The 23259-nt window shown below is 38.9% G+C and carries 23 protein-coding genes and 1 riboswitch; of the genes, 13 read left to right on the top strand and 10 right to left on the bottom strand.

Going from position 1 to position 23259, the window contains the following annotated elements; all coding sequences use genetic code 11:
• Window positions 1-144: 144 nt before the first annotated feature.
• Both QE450_RS19615 and QE450_RS19610 read left to right on the top strand, forming a co-directional pair.
• Window positions 145-1194, top strand: a complete 1050-nt coding sequence (locus tag QE450_RS19615) for an LLM class flavin-dependent oxidoreductase (RefSeq protein WP_307301512.1) — start codon at window positions 145-147, stop codon at window positions 1192-1194.
• Window positions 1195-1533: 339 nt separating this feature from the next.
• A complete protein-coding gene (locus QE450_RS19610) occupies window positions 1534-1821 on the top strand; it encodes a hypothetical protein (RefSeq protein ID WP_273616383.1) in 288 nt (95 codons plus the stop codon).
• Between the two features lie 38 nt (window positions 1822-1859).
• Here the strand turns inward: QE450_RS19610 and QE450_RS19605 are convergent, their stop codons facing one another.
• Window positions 1860-2684, bottom strand: coding sequence for an SEC-C motif-containing protein (locus QE450_RS19605; protein WP_307301509.1), 825 nt, complete (start codon window positions 2682-2684; stop codon window positions 1860-1862).
• A 163-nt stretch (window positions 2685-2847) separates the two neighbouring features.
• Here QE450_RS19605 and QE450_RS19600 point away from each other — a divergent pair, with 163 nt between their 5' ends.
• From QE450_RS19600 to QE450_RS19590, 3 genes are all read left to right on the top strand, one after another.
• Window positions 2848-3444 carry a TetR/AcrR family transcriptional regulator gene (locus QE450_RS19600; RefSeq protein WP_307301508.1) on the top strand — a complete coding sequence of 199 codons (597 nt, stop codon included), beginning with the start codon at window positions 2848-2850 and terminating at the stop codon, window positions 3442-3444.
• A 183-nt stretch (window positions 3445-3627) separates the two neighbouring features.
• Window positions 3628-4371: an SDR family oxidoreductase gene (locus tag QE450_RS19595; protein WP_307301506.1), complete on the top strand. Its 744-nt coding sequence runs from the start codon at window positions 3628-3630 to the stop codon at window positions 4369-4371.
• Between the two features lie 101 nt (window positions 4372-4472).
• Complete coding sequence (locus QE450_RS19590; protein ID WP_307301504.1) at window positions 4473-5270, top strand: class I SAM-dependent methyltransferase; 798 nt, start codon at window positions 4473-4475, stop codon at window positions 5268-5270.
• Window positions 5271-5382: 112 nt separating this feature from the next.
• On the opposite strand, the gene QE450_RS19585 is transcribed toward QE450_RS19590, so the two are convergent.
• Window positions 5383-6267 (bottom strand): arylamine N-acetyltransferase family protein, encoded by an 885-nt coding sequence (locus tag QE450_RS19585; protein WP_307301502.1) that lies wholly within the window; start codon window positions 6265-6267, stop codon window positions 5383-5385.
• 163 nt (window positions 6268-6430) lie between these two features.
• On the opposite strand from QE450_RS19585, the gene QE450_RS19580 reads away from it, so the two are divergent.
• The 3 genes from QE450_RS19580 (at window position 6431) to QE450_RS19570 (ending at window position 8518) form a co-directional block, all read left to right on the top strand.
• Window positions 6431-7006 (top strand): GNAT family N-acetyltransferase, encoded by a 576-nt coding sequence (locus QE450_RS19580; RefSeq protein ID WP_307301500.1) that lies wholly within the window; start codon window positions 6431-6433, stop codon window positions 7004-7006.
• Window positions 7007-7015: 9 nt separating this feature from the next.
• On the top strand, window positions 7016-7954 hold the full coding sequence (locus QE450_RS19575) for a helix-turn-helix transcriptional regulator (protein WP_307301498.1): 939 nt from the start codon (window positions 7016-7018) through the stop codon (window positions 7952-7954).
• A gap of 63 nt (window positions 7955-8017) precedes the next feature.
• A complete protein-coding gene (locus QE450_RS19570; protein ID WP_307301496.1) occupies window positions 8018-8518 on the top strand; it encodes a GyrI-like domain-containing protein in 501 nt (166 codons plus the stop codon).
• 54 nt (window positions 8519-8572) lie between these two features.
• On the opposite strand, the gene QE450_RS19565 is transcribed toward QE450_RS19570, so the two are convergent.
• Window positions 8573-10093: a sensor domain-containing diguanylate cyclase gene (locus QE450_RS19565; RefSeq protein WP_273616382.1), complete on the bottom strand. Its 1521-nt coding sequence runs from the start codon at window positions 10091-10093 to the stop codon at window positions 8573-8575.
• Between the two features lie 205 nt (window positions 10094-10298).
• The gene (locus QE450_RS19560) at window positions 10299-11153 is read right to left on the bottom strand and encodes an alpha/beta fold hydrolase (RefSeq protein ID WP_274171424.1); all 855 of its coding nucleotides are present in this window, start codon (window positions 11151-11153) and stop codon (window positions 10299-10301) included.
• A 336-nt stretch (window positions 11154-11489) separates the two neighbouring features.
• On the opposite strand from QE450_RS19560, the gene ypfJ reads away from it, so the two are divergent.
• Window positions 11490-12332, top strand: coding sequence for a KPN_02809 family neutral zinc metallopeptidase (gene ypfJ, locus QE450_RS19555; protein WP_274171425.1), 843 nt, complete (start codon window positions 11490-11492; stop codon window positions 12330-12332).
• A gap of 69 nt (window positions 12333-12401) precedes the next feature.
• Here the strand turns inward: ypfJ and QE450_RS19550 are convergent, their stop codons facing one another.
• Window positions 12402-12929 carry a hypothetical protein gene (locus tag QE450_RS19550; RefSeq protein WP_307301494.1) on the bottom strand — a complete coding sequence of 176 codons (528 nt, stop codon included), beginning with the start codon at window positions 12927-12929 and terminating at the stop codon, window positions 12402-12404.
• Between the two features lie 337 nt (window positions 12930-13266).
• Window positions 13267-15849 carry a winged helix-turn-helix domain-containing protein gene (locus QE450_RS19545; RefSeq protein WP_307301491.1) on the bottom strand — a complete coding sequence of 861 codons (2583 nt, stop codon included), beginning with the start codon at window positions 15847-15849 and terminating at the stop codon, window positions 13267-13269.
• Between the two features lie 154 nt (window positions 15850-16003).
• Here QE450_RS19545 and QE450_RS19540 point away from each other — a divergent pair, with 154 nt between their 5' ends.
• A complete protein-coding gene (locus QE450_RS19540) occupies window positions 16004-16768 on the top strand; it encodes a sugar phosphate isomerase/epimerase family protein (protein ID WP_274173005.1) in 765 nt (254 codons plus the stop codon).
• 90 nt (window positions 16769-16858) lie between these two features.
• Here QE450_RS19540 and QE450_RS19535 read toward each other — a convergent pair whose 3' ends face one another.
• Window positions 16859-18220: a hydroxysqualene dehydroxylase gene (locus QE450_RS19535; protein WP_307301489.1), complete on the bottom strand. Its 1362-nt coding sequence runs from the start codon at window positions 18218-18220 to the stop codon at window positions 16859-16861.
• Between the two features lie 136 nt (window positions 18221-18356).
• Here QE450_RS19535 and QE450_RS19530 point away from each other — a divergent pair, with 136 nt between their 5' ends.
• Both QE450_RS19530 and QE450_RS19525 read left to right on the top strand, forming a co-directional pair.
• Window positions 18357-18758, top strand: coding sequence for a GNAT family N-acetyltransferase (locus tag QE450_RS19530; protein ID WP_273614172.1), 402 nt, complete (start codon window positions 18357-18359; stop codon window positions 18756-18758).
• Window positions 18759-18921: 163 nt separating this feature from the next.
• Window positions 18922-19278: a nucleotide excision repair endonuclease gene (locus QE450_RS19525; protein ID WP_204825879.1), complete on the top strand. Its 357-nt coding sequence runs from the start codon at window positions 18922-18924 to the stop codon at window positions 19276-19278.
• Window positions 19279-19523: 245 nt separating this feature from the next.
• On the opposite strand, the gene QE450_RS19520 is transcribed toward QE450_RS19525, so the two are convergent.
• The 3 genes from QE450_RS19520 to QE450_RS19510 all read right to left on the bottom strand — a co-directional run bounded on the left by QE450_RS19520 (window position 19524) and on the right by QE450_RS19510 (window position 22142).
• Window positions 19524-20138 carry a hypothetical protein gene (locus QE450_RS19520; protein ID WP_307301486.1) on the bottom strand — a complete coding sequence of 205 codons (615 nt, stop codon included), beginning with the start codon at window positions 20136-20138 and terminating at the stop codon, window positions 19524-19526.
• A 278-nt stretch (window positions 20139-20416) separates the two neighbouring features.
• A complete protein-coding gene (gene rluF / locus QE450_RS19515; RefSeq protein WP_307301484.1) occupies window positions 20417-21124 on the bottom strand; it encodes a 23S rRNA pseudouridine(2604) synthase RluF in 708 nt (235 codons plus the stop codon).
• A gap of 121 nt (window positions 21125-21245) precedes the next feature.
• Window positions 21246-22142, bottom strand: a complete 897-nt coding sequence (locus QE450_RS19510; RefSeq protein ID WP_307301481.1) for a TIGR01777 family oxidoreductase — start codon at window positions 22140-22142, stop codon at window positions 21246-21248.
• Window positions 22143-22313: 171 nt separating this feature from the next.
• A riboswitch (TPP riboswitch) is annotated at window positions 22314-22417 on the top strand.
• Between the two features lie 145 nt (window positions 22418-22562).
• Here QE450_RS19510 and tenA point away from each other — a divergent pair.
• Window positions 22563-23249, top strand: a complete 687-nt coding sequence (gene tenA, locus QE450_RS19505) for a thiaminase II (RefSeq protein WP_307301479.1) — start codon at window positions 22563-22565, stop codon at window positions 23247-23249.
• Window positions 23250-23259 lie beyond the last annotated feature (10 nt).

Genomic DNA, 23259 nt, shown 5'->3' with positions numbered 1-23259 from the left:
TTTTATCTATATTTGTTATAAAAGACTTGATATTCATGTCAAAAAGGTTCAATATAAAGATATTACTTTTAAAGTTAGTAAATAACAAATTTATAGCGATATAGATAAAGAATAATATAGAATAAGAAAGCAGGGAATGTTTCGATGGAAATAGGCATAAGCACCTTTGTAGAAACTTCGCCAGATGCACAAACCGGTGAAGTAATGAGTCATGCACAACGTATTTGTGAAGTGGTTGAAGAGATTGTACTTGCCGATCAAGTAGGATTGGATGTATATGGAGTAGGAGAGCATCATCGAGAAGATTATGCGGCTTCTTCACCAGCGGTTATTCTTGCAGCAGCGGCTTCGCAAACCGAACGTATTCGTCTATCCAGTGCGGTTACCGTACTATCTTCGGCTGATCCGGTACGTGTGTTTCAAGATTTTGCAACATTAGATGGCATTTCAAATGGACGGGCTGAGATTATGGCGGGACGTGGTTCTTTTATCGAATCATTCCCTTTATTCGGCTACGATCTAGATGATTATAATGAATTATTTGATGAGAAATTAGATTTACTTTTGAAAATTAGAGCTTCTGAAAAAGTAAGCTGGCAAGGACAACACCGCGCAGCGATTCACAATCTAGGAGTCTACCCGCGTCCTGTACAAGAATTATTACCAGTATGGATAGGTAGTGGAGGCAATACAGAGTCTGTGATTCGTGCAGGTATGCTGGGCTTGCCATTAGTATTAGCGATTATTGGTGGACAACCGGCTCAATTTGCTCCATTGGTTCAGCTATATTACAAAGCAGCCGCTCATGCCGGGCATGATGCTTCGACACTGTCTGTAGCTTGTCATTCGCATGGCTTTATTGCAGATACGACTGAACTTGCCGTAGAGCAATTTTTCCCTTCGACTCAACAAAGTATGAACAAGCTGGGTAAAGAACGTGGTTGGGGTCCTTATACACGCAATAGTTTTGATGCTGCTCGTAGTGAGCAAGGCGCGCTATATGTCGGTGATCCAGAGACAGTGGCTCGTAAAATTATTAATTTGCGCAAACAAGTCGGTATTACACGATTCTTTTTACATGCACCTGTAGGCACCATGCCACATGATCAGGTGATGCATGGGATTGAATTGTTAGGAAAAGAAGTTGCACCACGGGTACGTGCAGAAGTTGCAGAATGGGAAGCCAATCAATAATAAAGCAATTTCAAACCTTCAAAGTCATAAGCATGATTTCTGTTGCTTATGATCTTGAAGGTTTTTTTGTTAACAAGTAACGGCAATCCATAAATATGTAGCAAAGAATTGGGAAAAAAATCACAAGGTGTTTCTGGGTATCTACAGCGGTTAATGTTATAATAAGTAGAAGTATGTTATATAAAGAAGTCATAGGGAGTATCTATATTCTATTTCACTTGTAGAAGTATGGTGCTTTCTGTTGAGATAGCTTACAATAACAAGATGTTTGCAATCGAACGAAAGTTATCTATTGCCAAAACACAATATAGGAGTGGTCATTTGAAAAAGCAAAAACCGATGTCAATGGAAGATTTGTTAAAAGATTTGCAAGGGCAAAAAGAAGCACAAGGTGAAGGCTATGTATCTTTGGATATGTTGTTTAACCGCGGATTTATGAGCAAATATTCGAGTCTGGATAGCTTTGCTGAATTTTTGAAAAAAGGTAATTTCCAAGCAGACACGCTAGAGGACATTCAAAATGTTGAAGGCGAATTATTTGATCGTCATGTCAATCGTGAGACAAATTTCAGCGATTGGAAATCGATGTTAGACAAAGCCAACGAAGAATATACGCATAAGAAATAAGCACAAAGAGCAACGATATCGATATCGCTGCTCTTTTTTTATTTGCCTGTATACTGAGCCATTTTATTATTGTGATCTTGAAGAGAAAGCTCGAAGTTATCGAGATTGCCGATAGCTGTTGTAGCTCCACCACCATGTTTGGCATACAATACCAACCAGTACATAATCGGATATTGACGGAGTGGGCGACGCTTCGGTCCAATCATTACATCCGCAATACGTTCATAATCACTCCAACGATCTGCAATATTAGGTGTGATCTTACGATGAGGCTTACCACCGGGAATATATTCGCATATCTTTTCAGGGCGAAGACGTTCTTTCCATGTTCCATAAAAAGTATGAGAACTTCCATGAGTACGGCAAATAAAAGGACGTACTGGATACACACGACAGGTTCCTTTTTCAGCATCCAGTAATGGACAAGCAAAGCTATTACGTGTAGCGTGATGACGGATCGCATTCAATTCGTCATCAGTGTTAGTAGGATGTGCTAAAGAAACATACATGGGTGGATTTTCTACTCGAAAAGTCTCCCAATCTTTAGCCGCTTTGGCAAAAGCATCTTCGATATCAGATGTACTCCAATTGCGCTCCATATAGATCAGCAACAATTCAAATTCCACCTGCGAAATAGGTACATAATCCGAACAACAAGCCCGGCAACCTGCTGAACAAGGAGGCTGTTGTACACTTGTTGCACGGTAATCGTCAATCGTATGATCGATATCTTGATACAATTGATATAGATGAGCAGCCCGGCTATCCGGCTCGGCTGTTTTATGACAATGTTTAAGCTTTTGCCCACTTCCACAAAAGCATAGCTGATTTCGAGAGAATGAGTAAGAGGTTGTATCGGACACGGATGAAGTCACGTCCTTTCCTGTTGCTAACGTGCTGTAGACCTTTAGACTATTATATCGCTAATTGCTCTGGAAGTTCTATGTTGCTTGAGAATAACAATAAACATGAATTGATATCCCATTATTGCTATGCTATCGTAAAACATATATTGAGGTGAAACAGATGGCATATGATGCACCATTAACAAAAGAACAAATTTTAGATGCGGCAGAGCAAGCGTTACGTCGGTACGGGCCTGACAAAACATCGGTCGTCGATGTCGCCCGCGCGTTAAAAGTCAGTCATGGCACGATTTATCGCCACTTTGCTAGCAAAGCAGCACTACGAGAATCAGTCACAGAACGTTGGTTACAACAGATTTCAAGCCCTTTACAGCATATCGTTCAAGATGGTGATCATTCCGCAACAGAACGTTTACGTCAATGGTTAGAGACACTGGCACAGACTAAGCGAAAATATGCTGTGGAAGATCCAGAGATGTTCCAAATGTATACAGCGGTTACGATGGAAGCTTTGCCTTCTATAGTGAATCATGTTGATCTGCTAGTGGAGCAAGTATCTCTTATTATTCAGCAAGGGATAGAAGATAACGAATTTAAGCAGGGTCAACCTGAGCAGATAGCCCGAACATTAATAATAGCGACTTCTTATTTTCATCATCCTGCTCATGCTTATCAATGGACAGATCCGGCAATCGACCAACAATTTAAACAGGTCTGGCATATGGTTTTAGCCAGTATTCAAGCTCATTCATCATAGACGTATCAGTCCCAGAACACATTTTCTGCATCACAGAGAGTGTGTTTTTTGTTATGCATGTAAATCAATAACATGACAATGATGACAAATATCAAAAATTGTCACTTGATTATTTAAGGGGAGTTATTTATAATCAACACATCAAATATATAGATCGTATGGTACACAGAGGAGGTTTATGTTATGGAAACAATATTAGCAGGTAAAGTGGCTTTAGTTACAGGAGCATCCCGAGGAATCGGTCGTGAGATTGCGCATCAATTAGCTGCTCATGGCGCTAAAGTGATTGTGAACTATACAAGTAGCCCTGACAAAGCAGCAGAAGTGGTGAAAGCGATCAAGCAAGCAGGTGGTGAAGCTACAGCTGTTCAAGCCGATATCAGTCAACTCACTGAACTCGAACAATTATTTCAGATTACTTTATCAACATATGGCAAATTAGATATTCTGGTCAACAATGCAGGTGTAATGAAAACACAATCGATCACAGAAGTAACCGAAGAGGACTTTGAGCAACAGTTTGGGATCAATGTCAAAGGAACATTTTTTGCATGTCAGCAAGCGGCTCTACATATGGAGCCTAACGGTCGTATTATTAACTTTTCAACGTCAGTTGTAGGTCAGATGTTCCCTGGTTATAGCGTCTATGCAGGAACCAAAGGTGCAGTTGAGCAATTCACCCGTCAACTCGCCAAAGAATTTGGCAAAAAAGGAATCACGATCAATGCAGTAGCTCCGGGTCCTGTGAATACCGAATTGTTCACAGTAGGCAAAACCGAGCAACAGATCGAAGGTCTTCGCAATATGAATTCATTTGGACGCTTGGGTGAACCAGATGATATTGCAGGCGTTGTATTATTTCTAGCAAGTGAATCTTCCAAATGGGTCACAGGTCAGACGTTACGTGCCAATGGTGGATTTATCTAATCGCTATAAAAAACGATAAAAATAACTACATTCCTTCATAAGATGGTACGATAGATAAAATAATATTTTTGCGCGTTACGCTATCTATGGAGGGTTTTTTTATGGAATCATCACAACAGAACAAAAATGCTTGGAACAACGGCACCTATCAATCATGGGTGAATCGCTTTGGTACACCAGAAGAAGCGGCTGAGAAAATCAAACAAGATCCGCAAAAACGGATCGGTACAGCATTCAAACATATGGAAGACCATATACAAGGCAAAAAAATTATCAATTTACTCGGTTCTAATGGTAACAAAGCAGTTGCATTAGCTTTGCTGGGGGCTGAACTGACGATCGTTGATTTCTCTGCTGAAAATGAGCAATATGCTCAAGATTTAGCACGTGCCGCAGGAGTGCCTTTGCAGTATATCGTGTCTGATGTGCTTCAACTGCCTTTACAGGAACTGGCTAATCAATATGATATCGTATTTATGGAATTTGGCATTTTGCATTATTTTACCGATCTACAGCCATTATTCCATGTAGTATCTAGCTTACTTGCGTCAGGTGGTCAATTGGTATTACAAGATTTCCACCCGATCTCGACCAAGCTGATTACTTCTAAAGGTACAACAGCTAATATTCGCAAGCATAAAGTAACAGGAGATTACTTTGATACTTCATTAACAGAAAAAGCCGTCTCTTATTCTAAATATGCCGAATCTGATCAACAGATCAAAGACGAGCAAAAAGTATATTTACGTCAGTGGACAATCGGCGAGATTGTTACCGCTGTGGCTACATCGGGTCTGATGATCAAAGTACTGGAAGAATTGCCGAATCAATCTTCAGAAGTGTTTGATAAAGGGATTCCCAAAACATTTACTATCGTTGCACAGCAGTTACATGTGTAATCCAGCTTGATATTCAATATAATCAGCAAAGCCACTCCTGCGTAGGAGTGGCTTTTTAGCATTTTACATGTAGGATACTTGAAATTATAAGATACACAGATGCAATACGTGATTATAAATGTGAATGATTGGACAATGATTGGGTCTGTTTCCATATCTCATGAGCTTGCTGTACACGATGCCAGAACTCGTCTTTTTCTAAAGCAGTGTATGGAACAAAAGATTCGCCAAATATATCATGTAACACATTCAACCATTCTTGTTTGTTTACGATTTCGGTATACTGAACACCGCTAGCATCGATCGTTTTGAGCACACATCCACGTAATTCATGACTGGTGTATTGATCTCGTTGGCGCAAAAGAAAGACATCAAACCACGGTGACTGCGGAGAACGGCTATAAAATTCATGATTATCTTCAAAAGGTTTGAGATCAGTGACCACCTGATGATCGATATCAACACCGACAATAGAAGCATAAGCATCATGTTCTAACCGCCATCCTTTGGGATCAATACTTGAAGATGTTACTGCATATTGAAAAGGCGATTGAGTATAAGTCCCCTCTATTAAAGGCATCGGCGTATAAGGCATATCGCCAAGACCCACATCAATAATCCATGGTTGCGCTATTCCCTCATGATCCAGATGAACTGTTAATCCCAAATGAAATGAATTGATACGCGGTTCTGTACCCAAAGGCTGTACACCTGCTCGATGCCAGAACACTTGATAACCTAGAGAACGTAGCAAAGTGCTAAACGCTCCATTCAGATGAAAACAATAACCGCTACGTCCGCTTAAAAGCAGTGCAATAGATTGCTGTATATCGATACTGGTCGGATGCCCTGCAAAAATATCGACCGTCTGCCAGGAAAAGCGGCGGACATGAGCTTGATGCAATTGAACTAAATAATCTAGAGTAGGGGGCTGAATCTCTTCGATTCCCAGTTGTTGAAGATAGGTTTGAATTTCTGTTGTAGATAATGTGTACATGGATACGCACCTCGATTATATTAAAGGTATGATGATAAGATTAGGATAAGTAGTATGATATGTAGTATACGAGAATAATGTGGGATGGGTACTTTCCAAATCAGACAACTGTAACGGTACAGATAGAAGTGTAGCACCATACATAATCTAAAGGAGTACAACAATGAGCGATTTATTTACGTTTGAGCAATTTCCACAGTTAGAGACTCCACGTTTTGTATTAAGACAAGCACAACTCACAGATGCAGATGATCTATATCAATTGTATGCAGATCAAGCTGTTGTACAGTATATGTCATTTACTCCGTTCACCTCGGTGGAAGAAGCGCTAGACGAGATGAAATGGTATGAGCGTATTTTTGCCGAACAATCTGGATTACGCTGGATGATCGAAGATCGTGAGACAGGCAAAGTGATAGGCACATGTGGATTTCTAGCTTATGAGCAAGAACATCATCGAACAGAATTAGGATATGATCTATCTTCTGCATACTGGGGCAAAGGCATTATGAAAGAAGTGGCTTTATGTATTATTCAGTTTGGATTTGAGCAGATGAAGCTGAATAAGATTGAAGCCAAAATTGAGCCAGCCAATCAAGCTTCGATTCGTCTAATAGAAAAGTTGGGATTTGTACAAGAAGGTCTACTAAGACAACATGAATATGAAAAAGAAACGTATGTGGATCTTGCGATTTTTGCTCTATTGCAAAGTGAATATACAGCAGAGAGCATAAGCTAAGGAGACATTATGAAAATAGATCGATTACTTGCGATCACTGTATTGTTATTGAATCGCCAACGGATCAGTGCCAAAGAATTGGCGACACGCTTTGAAGTATCGACCAAAACGATTTATAGAGATATTGATACTCTCAGTCAGGCAGGTATTCCGATTGTCGCTCATCAAGGCACCACCGGCGGATTTGAGATTATGGAGCAGTACACGATTGCCCGTCAATTTTTGACATTAAGTGAGATTGATGCGATGATCTCTGCGGTAAAAGGGATGACGACTGTATTCAATGATCAGATGTTTGCGACATTACTGGATAAAGTACAAGCGCTACTTCGTCCACACGATCGAATGCAGACTACGATACAAAGTGCAGGTATTGTATTTGATTTTAACCCCTGGGGACAGAATCCAGCGACACGCGATAAAGTGAATCTATTACGTGAAGCGATCACCAATACCTATCAGGTGAATTTACATTATCTCAATACTAACGGCATTGAAAGTGAACGAGCCGTAGAACCATCAGCTTTGATTTTGAAAGGATATGTCTGGTATCTACATGCGTATTGTACATTACGGGAAGATTTTCGTTTGTTCCGGTTGTCTCGTATTTTGGAATTAGAATGTACTTCACATACATTTGAGCGGCGTGATATTCCAGATTGGGATCAATATCAATGGAATAGTGGAACGAATGAAGAACAGCGACAAGACGTAAGATTACGATTTAGCCCGCAAGTCCGCCATCGTTTAAGCGATATATTTGACCCTGCTTGGATCACTGTGCAAACGGATGGAGATATTGATGTGCAAGGTTCTTTTATTATAGATGATTGGTTTTATAGTATGGTGCTGGGCTTTGGAGATCAGGTGCAGATACAATCGCCGCCGACCCTTATTCCAGAATTAATACAGCGTGCGCAAAAAATAATCGACCGCTATTCTAACTAGACAGACAGTTGTCTATATTCCTTCTGTATACTTTGAATAAAAGAACAGAAAGAGGGATGATATATGACTACGGTAGCGACAACGACGATTGTACAGTTACCTGCTTTTGTAATACATGGCATTGGGACAAGAACAACCAATGCAGACGAATTAGGAGTTACCAATGCACGTTTACCACAGTTGTGGGCATCTTATCTGCATTACAAAGGTCAACATCCTGATCTATCTTCTAGTGATGCTCCAACCTATGCACTCTATACCGATTATGAAAGTGATGCGACCGGAGCATATACGGTAGTGATCGGACAGCAAGCAGAAGATCCTTCTCATGCTTCAGAATCAGCACAGCGACAACTAGAGATTACTGTACCAGCCAGTCGTTATATGGTATTTACCACACCGAAAGGACCTGTATTTGAGACTGTTGCTCAGACATGGGGCATGATCTGGAATTATTTCGAGGATGCTTCGGAAGTGCGAACATATACAGGTGATTTTGAAGTGTATGAATCGACGGCTAATCCTGAACAATCAGAAGTGAAGATTTATATTGCGATTCAATAAGATTTCTTCTATAAAAAAACCGTCTATACCACAGTCAGGTGATATAGACGGTTTTCATATTTTTAATTTACGTTGACGTTTGCTACGATACATGGCTTTGTCTGCATGATTGAGCAGTGTATCGACATCGGTACCGTCTTGTGGGTAGATACTAGCACCACAACTCATCGGAATCGAAAGTGTGTCATTACCATATGCCAGTTCCGCTTGAGCGAATACAGCATTCAATTGATTCACAATCTTCTGGACTTGAATCTGATGTTCGACAGGATGAATAAATAGTACAAATTCATCGCCTCCAAGACGTGCCGCCATACCGGTAGAGCCTACTAATTGTTGAATAAGCTTGGCGGTATGTTGAAGCATCTCATCACCTGCTTGATGCCCGTACCGATCGTTGGTTTCTTTGAAATAATCCAGATCAATCAGAATAATGGCAAGTTGTTCTTGATGTTGCTCGGCTTGTACAATCGACTTCTCTAATTCTTGATAAAAGTAACGACGATTCGGCAATTCTGTTAAAGAATCATGATAAGCGAGAAAAGCAATTTGACGTTGTTGTTCTTTTTTGACTGTAATATCACGCATAATAAGAATAACATGATCTTCATGCTCTACGAATACATAGTCGCCTTTGACCAGAATATCGATCCATTGTTCACCATTCCACACTTTGGTTTCCATATCAATAATGCCTTGATGCCTTTGTAATTTAGAAGCCAGGTCTTCACTGGCTAGTGTATGCAAATTCGTATCATCCAAATCAACAAAAGAAAATAATTGTCTGGCACTGGGATTCGCTTCTTTAATCGTGCCTGATACATTAGCTAACAGGATCGCCGCTGGATTCATATCAAACAATTTTTTGTAACGATGATGATCAAAGTTGAGAAAATCATATTTTTTCATAGCGACTTGTAACGTAAAGCACCAGATTAATCCACCATACAAATACGGATAAGGCGGCAAAGATTCACCGAAATGAAAATAACCAAAAAAAGCGATCCAGCTTAAAGAAATACTCATACCCCGGCGCAATATACGATAGATGGCTTGGTGTTCAGATGAGCGATTCAAAGCCTGATGACGGGAAAGAAAGATTAGTGAAGCAACACTGATTAGAATACTTACAGTAAGAGCGGCATAATAAGAAGTATTATATACAGGCACTTTCCACATGCCCGCCATGACGAATTGTTGTGAAGAAATAAATTTTGAGTTATTCATAATGCCTACCGGAATAATCAGGAGAGGAAGATAAAAAATATACGGATACAACCATTTGGGCATTTTGCGATAAGCTCCGGATAGCTTGATAATAAAATGAAAACTCAAACTCGGTAACACAATACCTACATTAGCGAACCACAAAGAAGACAGAGTAGAACTATATTCAAGCGGTAATTGGTAGCGAACATACTCTTCTAAAAAAAGTAAAAAATAACAACCAATCGCGATACTTACCAGACGATGTTCTACTTTTTTGGGATTGCGTAATAACACATTAATCCCCATATAGAAAAAGAAGAGCATCGGTAAAACATAAAGAGCTATCGGAATTAGTGACTCCAGCACATTCAAGCGTATACTTCTCCTTTCCCATAGATTACATACTTAGCCTTTCGTGCATGCTCCCTATACATATCTATTATTGCGTTACTATGGAATAACAGATACTACGTATAATATCGTCATTATTTCGTAAAAAATAAGCATAAAAAAAGCTGACGATCACAACTTGGGATCGCCAGCTTTAATCTTCATCAGATGATAGGAAATATTATAGATTACGGCTTGCTGCTCTTGGTGTATGGTTATCACGAGACATTTGGTTAAGGAATAATAATAACTCTGAATTAAACTTCTCTTGCTCGTCGAACATCATAGCATGACCGCTATGTTCAAATTCAACAAGACGAGAACCAGCGATACTTTGTTGTGTTAATTCAGCTAATTGAGGATCACAGATTTTATCTTTTTGACCCTGGAAAATGACTGTCGGTACATTAATATGTGGCAAGTCTCCACGCAAGTCTTCATCACGTAATGATTCTGCTGCTTTGATTGTACCGTGATTAGAAGCTTGGAAGCACAATGACTCTAACCATACCATCATAGCTGCTTTGGACTTCGTATGCGTAAATTTAAGACCGAATTGAGATAACATTTTTGGACGATCTTCATACGTAGGAATAATTAATTGTTCATTAAGGTCTTCCTTTGTGATGTTATATTCAAAATCAGGACGCTGTGTAAAGACTGGTGTTGCAGAACCCATCAATGCAAGATGAGAGATGCCTTTACCTTGATGACGTGCCATATACCGAGAAGCCACTGCTCCACCCATTGAGAAGCCAATCAAAGCTGCATTTTCGATATCAAGCTCGTCGATAACCGCTTTCAAATCATCTGCCATACGGTCAAATGAATAGCTTTCCCACGGTGCATCTGATTTACCGAATCCGCGGAAGTCGATTCCGATACAACGGTAGCCTTCTTTAGGTAGGATAGAGTATTGATATTCAAACATAAGGTTGTTTGCTGGCCATCCGTGTAAGAAAATAACCGGAATCCCTTCACCAATATCTTCTACATAAATCTTTACATTGTCTTCTACTTGTACGTAACGTCCCATTCTTGTCGCCTCCTGATGTTTGTTATTATAGTGTGTGATCATGCTATTTTGATAAATGATACAACCGTATATATTCGTATCATGATTATCGATGTAGTTGATTGATACTATATTAAACATATTTACTAAAGAAAAAACCTTATATTAAAAAATTAACTTAATTATATGAAATAGGGTTCAATAATTTGTCGTTGTGATAGAACTATGTAGATAGGTAAAAAATGAAATAAATGGCTTGAGATAGAACGTAAATGGGATGTTACAATTCTTTTGGGGTATATCACTAATACATACGTAAAAGAAATCGGTTTGGATCAGTCATTAGGGGGCAGAAAGATGAAGTTACAGGGTAGACGAACAAGTTCCAACGTAGAAGATCGCAGAGGTAAAGGTGGCAAAACAATTATAGGTGGCGGAATTGGCGGTATTATTATTATTTTGATTGTAACGTTATTAGGAGGCAATCCTAGTGAATTATTGAATGGGACAACATCCACAACGACTGAATCGTCTGCACCTTATCAAGCAACCGCAGAAGAACAAGAGTTAGTGAATATGGTATCTGTAGTATTAGCCAGTACAGAAGATGTCTGGACAGCTCAATTTGAAAAGCAAGGATTAACCTATACTAAGCCTACACTGGTACTGTATAACGATCGTGTTGATTCTGCTTGTGGTACAGCCAGTTCTGCGGTAGGGCCTTTTTATTGTCCGGGTGATCAGAAATTATATATTGATCTGAGTTTTTATGATGAGCTTCAACAGAAATTCAAAGCCCCGGGTGATTTTGCGATGGCTTATGTGATTGCTCATGAGGTAGGTCATCATGTACAAACATTGCTTGGAACGATGGATAAGATTCAATCTGCCCGTCAAAATATGAGCGAAACGCAATATAACAAAATGCAGGTTAAATTAGAGTTACAAGCCGATTATCTAGCAGGTGTCTGGGCTCATGATGCACAAGGAACCAATCTGTTAGAAGAAGGCGATCTACAAGAAGCATTAACTGCCGCAAGTGCTGTCGGTGATGATACTCTCCAGAAGCAAGGACAAGGGTATGTCGTGCCGGATAGCTTTACACATGGTACGTCAGAACAACGTCAACGCTGGTTTTATAAAGGATTTGAATCTGGAACGATTGCCGGTGGAGATACATTTAACGCTAGCAGTCTATAAGACATCACAAAGCCCGATACGATCTTCTCTTTGTAAGCATAAGAGAAGCCGTATCGGGCTTATTTTAATTTATCGGGCATGTCGTTTACTTTGTAATCCTCTAGCATAATTATAGAGTTGGTTAAAAGGAACACGATATTCTTCTACAATACCTTGAGGGGTCAATAAAGTAGAAGTAGGCTTGGCGAATTTGGAACATAACCTTTTTAATTTGGGATCAGCAGCAATCCAGAAGCGCACTTCTTTGACTCCTCTTCTGGATTGATCAATATGTCGAACCAGATGTTGAAGACCTTGAGCAAATAGTTTGGTTTTGCGATAAGGAGCGCTCAAAATCACAGATTGAATCTGGATCACTTCAGTATTGTAATAAGCATATTCTTCTGTTCCATACAGATAACTCCAAGCCCCGATCACCTCATCATGTTGATCCAGAGTGATAAAACATTCTTCTTCTAAAAGAATAGGAGCAGACGTAAAGCCAAGTGTTAATAAAAAAGTATTAGGCACATGAAGCGGAACATAATTTTCTAATACAAATGTCATATGTTGTTCTTGATACACCGCATTGGAACAAGCTTGTATACGATAATTCATCATTAACAACTCCTTTTGGTTAAACGGTACATCGATATCAACCATCTTTTTGATCATTTATTATCTGTAAAAAAAAAGACCTCGATAATATCTGCCGAATCGAGGTCTACAAAAATATGATTGGAGGAAACCGTTCGGATAGGTAAGATCACAGAGAAAAATCGAATGATAGCAGAAGATTTTCTATTTGATGTCATTTATTCTCCCATGATCTGGGTTGTTTTTATTGTAGCAAATCCAAGCCTTACGCATCTATTAACTAAAGTTAACTTGAATACATTTTTATTACAAATGAGATACTTTTTTTAATAAAAAAATATAATGTTCAATCGCTTATTTATAGACCGGAAAGCAGTTCTAATTCCTGCGATTTGAGTAATGCTTGAACACGAGAAGTCACGCCCAGCTTATTATAAATGCGATTGATATACACTTTGATCGTACCAATCGTAAGCCCCAATTGATCAGCAATTTGTTGATTAGAATGACCTTGACGAATCAATTTGAGCACGTCTAATTCTTTAGGTGTTAACGCTTCAATAAGATGATTTTCTGTTAATGACAGAGGCGTTTTGCCTTCTGCTTCTAATATATTTAGTAATTTAGTTATATATTTAAGCATCTGAGGATGGTTAACGATATGCTTTTTATGGCTTAATTTTTGTAACAAAATATAGATAACCATTCCTTCATCTACAAATGTTCGTACATAATCAAACGGCATGACTAATTCAATCGCTTGTTGGAGCAATAAAATAGCCGTATCTACTTGTCCTTTGCGATAAGTACAGATCGATTGAAGAACAATAACAGAACATTCAATATTGGTCGAATGCTCATTTTCTGCAAAAAAGCGAATAGAAGCTAAAATTTCCAGAGCGGTATTATAGTCTTTGTTAGCTATCAGTGCGCGAGATAATATCATAAATGCAAGCGATTGATCTAAAGAGATACGTTGCTTGCTAGTGATTGAGATCGAATCTAATACATGGATAGATTTCTCGATATCACCTTCTAAAAGATCGATCCATGCGATAAAAGCATATAGATGTTTGCGCCAGTTATGGTATTGAGGATCTTCCAGCAGTTGTAATGTATTTTCGAGAATAGTACGTGCTGTAATATACTGTTTTTCTTTCAACTTTAATTTGACTGTCATTAAGCGAAAAGGAACAAGTAATCCTGGAACGATGCGATAGTTATCGTTTTTCGATATTTTTTGAACCCAATAGATACAGGTATTGAGATCGTTACGTTCATAAGATCCTTCAACAACAGCTTGCATAACATACTGTACCAATAACGAATTTTCTCCATGTTGCTGATGCAAGATACGGATCATTTCTGCACTGACATGAGCTGTCTCCTGACTTAGAAGTCCTTTTAAGCCAAAAGCTGTATTTCTAACAAACGGTTCGTTTTTATTATAATTAAAGTGGAAAAAGACCGAGTTTTGAGGGATTTGTTGTTGAATAGAACGCATAAAAGCAAACCATTCATCAAAGTCTCGAGATGCAAATAAAATATTAGTTTTGACCAAAAATAAAATGCCTAAATAATTAGAATATTTGTCAGAAGAAGATAATGCTTTAATACGTTGCTCGCATCGTTTTAGCAATTCAATCGATTCTTCAAAACGATCTACAATTCCTAAAATAAACGCTTGAATCAGACAGAGTGCTATTGTAAATTCATAATCCTCAGGGAATAGCTGGAACCAGTGCAGTAACGTATCCAGTTCACCTTTACTTAGCCATTCTTCTACATGATTATCGATTAATTGGGCGGCTTGTTTATAGTTGTGGGCGATCAAAGAATGATCGATTGCTTCTTCGATCCATTGTCGCTCGATATAGATTTGGCTCGCTTTCTGATGCCCGCTGATCCATCGTGTATGTGACGATTGACGTAATACATTTTGGACAAATTCTGCAAATAAATGATGATATCGATACCATTCGCCATCTTCATCCAGTGGAATTAGAAATAGAGTAAGCTGTTGTAGACGATGTAATTTGCACTGACTGTCTTGCAGACCGGTGAGCTCATCACATAACTCTGCATTCATACGCTTCAAAATAGACGTTTGTAATAAAAAAGATTGCAGTTCCTCATCAAAACCGCTCCATACTTCATAAAATAAATAATCTGCTATACTGCGATGCTTGCCATTAAAATCTAAAGTAAAGCGGTATTGTTCTTCATCTTGTTGAAATGAAATCAAAGCTAATTGAATCCCTGCAATCCAGCCTTCGGTTTGTTGAACAAGCTTATGAATAATCTCAGTAGGTAGCGAATAACCTATCGTATGCTGACAAAGTAAAGCAACTTCTTCTTCTGAAAAAGCCATTTCACCAGCAGCGATAATATTTAATTGTTGTCGAACTAACCATTTTCCAATATGTACAAATGGAAGTGTTTGGCGAGACGAAATATAGAGATGAATATGGGGTGGTAAATAATCGATCAGATAACACAATCCTTTGTGAATATCAGAACTTGCTATAAATTGATAATCATCCAGTATCATAGCAAGTGGTGCTTTTAATTGGTCTAATTCATGAATAAACATATCGATAAAAGACGTGATACTACTCATAGAAGAGTTGGACAGCAGAGGTAATAATCGCTCTTCTAGATCAGGAATCATATAACAAGATAAAGAATAGATCATATAGCGCCAGAATCGACGAGGATCATTATCACGTTCGTCTAGGGAAAGCCATGCGTACGGTTGCTTTTTTTCATATAACCATTGCCCTAGTAAGGTGGTTTTGCCACTTCCTGCCGGTGCATAGATCATATTTATTCTAAAATTCATGCCTTGTTCTACACGATGAATCCACTCTGGACGGTCAATCGTGTAGTTACGAATCATCGGTTTAGAAACTTTCGTTTTTAGAAGTATCGAACTTTCCATAGATTCCGTCCTGTCTCCCTGGCTGATTATATTCGTATTTTACAAATACACATATAATTACGCATCAAGGTTTATTTCATATATTGTAATATATAGATACATAGAAAACGATAGAATAGATAGAGTGAAAAAAGGAGAGAGTACTGTGAATAATATGCGACTAAAAGGAAGCTTAGATCGATCAAGTCTAGATAACCGACTTGCGTATAACCCCGAGATTATCGAATTTTATTTGAGTGCGACAGATATGCAACAACCCGACTTGATTGTTGCTCGAATACGTGAGTTGAAAAATAGAGGAGTTACAGTATATTTACACCATCCATCCCGATATCAAAATACATTTTTAGATATTATGAGTACAAATATCGAGCTGCGCCGATTTTATCATGAATCAACACGCCAATTGGTTCAAATTTGTAAAGCAGAAGGTGCAAAGTGTGTGTTACATGCACATTATGTACGTAGTGAAAATGCAGAAGTTTCACGTGAACGTACAATCGCATTGCGAGAAGAAATTGCTGCTATTTTAGAATATGGACGTGAACAGATTGTCTGGGAAGATTCAACAGAAGGGCTATTTTGTTATTCCAATCCATACTTAATAGATGATCTTATTATTCCGTTAGCTTTGCCGTTGAATGTTGATGTAAGCCATACCTTTATCGCTTTTCGAGGAGATAATCAGAAATTACGCGATGTGCTTGAACGTACCGCTCCATATGCGGTCTATTATCATCTGGTGGATAGTATGGGACAAGTTCATGATTCCTTGCCACTGGGTGAAGGACTGATCGATTGGCAGATGGTGAAGCCTTTTGTAAAAGGCAAAGATTATATTTTTGAGATTAATCTAGTAGGCGATCACAGCGATTGTACACCGATGGTCGAGAGTGCAAAATATTTTACAGCTCTATAATTATAATTGTAAAAATGAGTTGTTAGTAGAATATATAAAAATAAAAATAAGACCTTATCATATGATAAGGTCTTATTTCTCACTCTATTATTAAATGACTCTTCCTTTTAAAATACCGGTTGCTGCTCGTCTGCCTGAAATAGCTGCACCTTCCATAGTCGCAAGGAGCGGTTGATCAGTATAATCACCTGCAAGAAATAGTCCATCGATTGGAGTAATCTGCTTCGGACGTTTGTGTTCATTGCCTTTTGCCAGACGATAAAAGTTTTCTTTGCCACGTATAATTCGATACTGTGTCATCGTATCCACATTAGGAAGATCAACATCGTGAAGTGATTTTTTGGTGATTTCCCATACTTCTTTATCCGGTAGATCAATTAATGTATCAGGATCAACCAGAATGATCGAAGCTCGTCCAGTTGGACGTTCAAATGTAGTTCGAGATTGTTCGCTGAACGAACCTAATTGTGTACCCGGGCCAAACATCGTATGATCGACGGCTGCTAATTTTTCTGTCGCTTCAAATTGAGCTGTAATATAAGGCATCGATTCTAACGATAAGAAATCCTGGAACCATTCATGTGCACGGAAATGTTCGGTTAATAGCATTTGAGCACGACGGATATTTGTAGCAACAACTACTTGTTCGCCATAGATTTGAGAGCTATCTTCCAACTGCACACCAACGACTTTTTCATTATCATATAGTAAATGAGCTACCGTTTTATTTGTTAGCACCTGTCCACCACGTTCTTCAATCGCTTTGGCAAGAGGACCTGTCATGACATCAGTCATTCCGCCTTTGAAAGCACCGATACGTACTTTGGCGATACGTGGTAGAGCTGGAGCAAATAGACCGAAAAACGCATACGCAGAATATTCTTCAATAGGTAAAAAGAAAATCCCTGATGATAATGGCTGAATCAATCGCTCAATCGCATCGGTAGATACACCATGCTGTTCAGCGTATTCTTGGATCGAAGATTGATCGAGTTTATCTGGATTGCTGATATAATCTTTAAATCCGGCTGCAAAAAAAGGAATCAATGACGCTTTGTCTGCTGGAGAGATAAGATCGTTATTCCCAAGTGCACCTGCAATCGTTTTGAGAGGAGCTTTGAAAGGGTCTAACCCGAATGTACCCTGTGCTTCTGTATGACGAATATTGGTGGTTTCTTCCCAGTGCACCATATCGCTCATCGAAATACCTGCATTTTTCAAAATTTCAGGAAGGACAGTGTAGTAACCTAGAAATTTATGAAATCCAGATTCGACTTCCATGCCGTCTTCGACCCAGTTGGCTGTTCTTCCTCCGATATAAGGAGCCGCTTCAAGAACGATTACAGACTTGCCTTGCTCGGCTAATTCAAAAGCACAACATAGACCTGCCAGTCCTGCTCCAATAATTATTGTAGGTTCTACCGTAGTATCTTTTTGGTTATGTACCGCCATGTAATGTCACCAACCTTTTCATCTTTTACTAAGATATTAACCATTAATAGAGAGCGTCAACTTTATTTGTATACATTCGTATGCAGTATAGGGATTATTTGTTATCATGTGAGATAAAAAAAGGAGTTGTACATACATGCAGATTGTTCATCGTATTCCAGCGATTGAAGAGTACTTAACGTTACGTAAAGTATCCGGGCTGAGCGAAATGAGTGTCGAAGGCGCAAGTAAAGGATTACCGAATACCCTATTTGCTGTTGTGTTGGAAGAAGAAGGACAAGCGATCGGGATGGGACGGGTCGTAGGAGATGGCGGATTATTTTTTCATATTACCGATATCTGTGTGCGCCCAGAATATCAAGGCAAAGGTTACGGCAAAGCGATTATGCGTGAGATCACAACATACTTGGAAAAGAATATGTCTCTTCAATCTCATGCGGTACTATTCGCAGATCCGCCGGCAGACCAATTGTATGCACAGTATGGATTTACGTATACAGCACCTCATTCCTTAGGCATGTGGTGGAAAAAGGTATAACATTTGCACAAATCATTTGCTGAAATAGAGCCATACCTCATCCATAACTAGCAAAATCATATAGAGATGCAGATCAGCAACGTGGTAAGATAAGAGTATTCGTAGTTTTGCAGTGTAAATTATGATAGGATGAACACCTATATAGAATGAGGAAGTGACCATATTGATTACTATAACAATCCCGACAGCGGATGTTACGATTACCAAACAAATTAACCCTGAGCTTAGCCATATTTACGGATTTACCGATTTTCATCTGATTTCGCGTGAAACAGGCGGTATCTTTATGTTCTATAACGAACAAGATGAATTACTATTTGTCGGTAAAGCACGTAAGCTTAGACCTCGTATCAAAAAGCATTTCGAAGATACCGTATCACCGATCAAAGATCACCGTGATGAAGTCACTAAGATTGAAGTCTGCTTGATCGACAACGCTATGGATCGTGAAATTTACGAGACGTACATTATTAATACACTACATGCGAAATACAATGTAGAAAAAGTATTTTACAAGTAATCGCCGAAATCAGATAAACAAAAATATGTATTCCTCAAGTTCGATTTTTCAAAATCGTAAGCGCTTGGGACTATTCAATGTTTGTGTCTGATTAGCTATGATTTTATACCAAAAAGACCTCTTTTGCAGTCAATTATCGAACATAAGATAATAGACAAAGTAAAAGAGGTCTTTTTATATGTGGTTGATAAGATTAATACAATCTCTTACTCATCGTACTAGCTGAGCATAGGAACAACCAAAACTCATTTCTGCTGAAAATAATTGCTAATAGCTGAAGGAAGTTCTGCATCATTATAAGCAAGCATGTATTGATTATTATGCTCTAGCACATTGTATTTTAGAACGATAGCACTATTTAGTTTATACAAAAAAGAATACATCACAGCATTACTACTATCTATATGAATAGTCGTTTTAGCAGCATTTACGAGAGCAATAAATTTTTTACTTTCTTTTCCGTGTAATGTACGCATAAATTGTCCTTCTTTATACAGATCAACAGATTCTATTTTTTGATCAAAAATATCCAATTTTTTAGATTTTACATCCATATCTTTTAATAAAGTATACACATTGTATATATCTATGTTCATTTTTCCTTGCAATGCATTATTAGTATTTTTTACAGCTATTATATCATTATCCGAGTACCCATTTATTTTATAAATAGGTGTGTCTTTAGGTACTGTAGAGGATTCGTTTACAGTATCTATTTTTGAAAGTTGGGTGGAATCTATAACGATCATTTTGGGCTCATTAATATACATTTGATCCTTGTATTTCACATAATCGGCATTACTGTTCTCAGGATTTGGTTTACTTCCGTTTAGTGAACATCCAGAAAGTAAAATAACCATCATAACTACTGATAGGAGTAGTTTGATAAGATCACCTCTTTTCTTTATAAAATAAAATCTTCGCTAATATGCTTTGTTATGACAATAATTAAAAACTATAAAAGGATGATATTGGAAGAGACTTTACAGTTAAAATATATACTATCCAAATAGGAATGATTCACGTTTGTTTGGATTTTTTCTGGACAGACATTTTTTGATACCAAAAAGACCTCTTCAATGATCTGCTATCTGATATAGGATAACGGATCAAGTCAAAGAGGTCTTTTTCAGGTGAATTAGCGTTTTTTTGGCGTATATTCTAAATCGCGGAATAGGCGATTGAGTTCATCAGTTGTCAGGTCGCGCCATTTGCCTGTTGGTAGATTGCCTAGACGGATATTCATAATGCGTGTACGCCGTAGAGCGCGAACTTCATAGCCAAGTGCAGAACACATGCGGCGAATCTGACGATTCAATCCTTGCGTCAAAATGATTTTGAATACATATTTGGATTGTTGAACGACCTGACAAGGTAAAGTCACTGTATCTAGAATCTCTACACCGGAAGCCATTTGTTTAAGAAAAGAAGGCGTAATCGGTTGATCCACAGTGACGATATATTCTTTTTCATGCTTATTTTCAGCACGCAAAATCTCGTTAACGATATCGCCATCATTGGTCAGCATAATTAAGCCGTCCGAATCTTTATCCAATCGTCCGACATGGAAAATACGCAGAGGATGATTGACAAAATCTACGATATTGCCCCGAATATGACGCTCGGTTGTACTGGTAATGCCTACCGGCTTGTTGAGCACAATATAGACATTTTCTTGTTCGACTTTGATCAGTTTGCCTTTGACCCGCACATCGTCGCCTTCTTCGACCTGACTGCCTAGCTCGGCAACCACACCGTTGATTGTGACAATACCTTCATTGATCCATTTATCAGCACCCCGGCGGGATGTAATTCCAGATTCACTAATATATTTATTAATTCGCACGTATAAGCACACCTTTAACTCTAATTTTTGAGTAAGCTATTCAAGCTGTTACTCAAGTCTACCTCTACGATACCCTTTTTTGCTTTATTTTAAAAGTCATGTTCGTCTGTACGGTATGATGTTATGATTTTGTATGCAAAATATGGTGCAGTGCTTGTTCCAACCGTCCGTATTTGAACATAAATCCTTCTTTGATGAGACGATTAGGGATCACCCAACGGCTTTTAAGCACCAATTCGGGTTCCGTCCGAATCACTCTAGCCCCTAGATTAAGCATCCATGTAGACGCAGGTAGACCGCCTTTACGATGCATCACTTTGCGCATCGTTGCCATCAGTTCACGATTGGTCACCGGATTGGGAGACGTGCAGTTGAATACTCCTTCAAGCGATTCCCACTCTTGAATAAATAAAATAATCTGAAATAAATCTTCAACATGAATCCAGCTAAACATCTGCTTCCCTGACCCTTGATGACCGCCCAGCCCGAAGCGAACTAGATTTTTGAAAGGGGTCATGACACCACCACCAGGTCCTAATACGATAGCAATCCGTAATGCGGCTTGTCGGGTATGCGGAAGGCTAAAAGAGAAAAAAGCTTCTTCCCACGCTTTGGCAACGTCTACCGAAAATCCGCTACCGATTTCGCCTTTCGTCTCGGTCATAGGGCGATCTTCTGCATGACGATAAATAGTAGCTGTGCTGGAATTGATCCAAAGCGCAGGTGGATGTTCACAAGCCAGGATAGCGTTTCCAAGAATCTGGGTGGTTTCGATTCGAGAGTTCATAATTTCACGTTTATTTTGTTCGTTATAACGACAATTGACCGATTTACCTGCTAGATTAATCACCATTTCTGCTCCATCGAGAGCTTGAACAATTCCTTGATGATCATCCCATGCGATATGTGGAGATTGTCTGGAAATGATCTGCACTTCAATACCCAATGATGCAAATCTTTTTTCCAAATACTGTCCGATAAATCCTGTGCCACCTGCCAAGACCACTTTACGTGTCATCGAGATCAACTCAATTCTGTTTGGATAGTTAAATCTACGCGCCAATCCTTACTAATAATTATATTTTACACCATTTTATAACCCTATAACTGTTAAAAAAGGAAAGATTACTGAGGTTATAGCAGTTGACAGTCTGTTCAATCGTGTGTACAGTAAGATGCAAATGAATCGAATGACCACTAGGGGAGCCTTTGTGTAGGCTGAGACGGGAAGATCCCGGACCCTTGGAACCTGATCTAGTTCATACTAGCGTAGGAAAGTGGAGACTGTGCAAGGGTACCTGTACATATACGTACACCTATTCTGCCGCTCCATCACGGGGCGGCTTTTTTGCATGTATTTTTCCATATATTCCAGTAGTGGTCCTTCTTTATTAACCAAGCGTCGTTATCGATGCTTCAATCTAAGGAGGATACAGTTATGAGTTTTTCACAGGAAATTAGACAGGCCGCAGACCCTATTTTTGAAGCGATTTTTAACCATCCATTTGTACAAGGGATTGCCAAAGGTGATCTGCGTAGTGAGCAATTGATCCATTATGTAAAGCAAGATTTTGAGTATTTGAATTCTTTTATGCGTATCTATGGAACGGCGATTGCGAAATGCCCAACACGTGAAGATATGGCGATGTTTAACGAGCAGATTTCATTTGTGCTTCATAGTGAAATTCATCCTCACAATAACTTTTGCGAGGTGGCTGGCGTCAAGTATGAAGATTTGCAAGGATATGCGCTTTCTCCTTCTTCTCATCATTATATTCGTCATATGTTAACTGTGGCTCATGAAGGGGATCTAGGCGATATTTTGGCAGTATTGTTGCCTTGTCCGTGGACGTATTGGGAGATTGGTGTGAAATTATTGGATGAAGTGAAGCCGGATGTCTCCCATCCTTTTTATGATTGGATTAACTTCTATGGCAATCGTACCGATACGATTACTCATCAATTTTGTGCTCGATTGGATAAATGGGCAGAGCAGACGACACCTGCACATCGGGCGCGTATGAAAGAGCATTTTCTTCTAAGTTGTCAGTTTGAATATATGTTCTGGGATATGGCGTACACTCTGGAAGATTGGCCTGTGCCGATGGAGGTTGCACGCGTATGAGTTCCTCATC

Origin of the sequence: Paenibacillus sp. SORGH_AS_0306, assembly GCF_030819345.1 — a bacterium.
GTDB classification, from domain to species: domain Bacteria; phylum Bacillota; class Bacilli; order Paenibacillales; family Paenibacillaceae; genus Saccharibacillus; species Saccharibacillus kyungheensis.
This window is presented reverse-complemented; position numbering and strand designations above follow the sequence as displayed.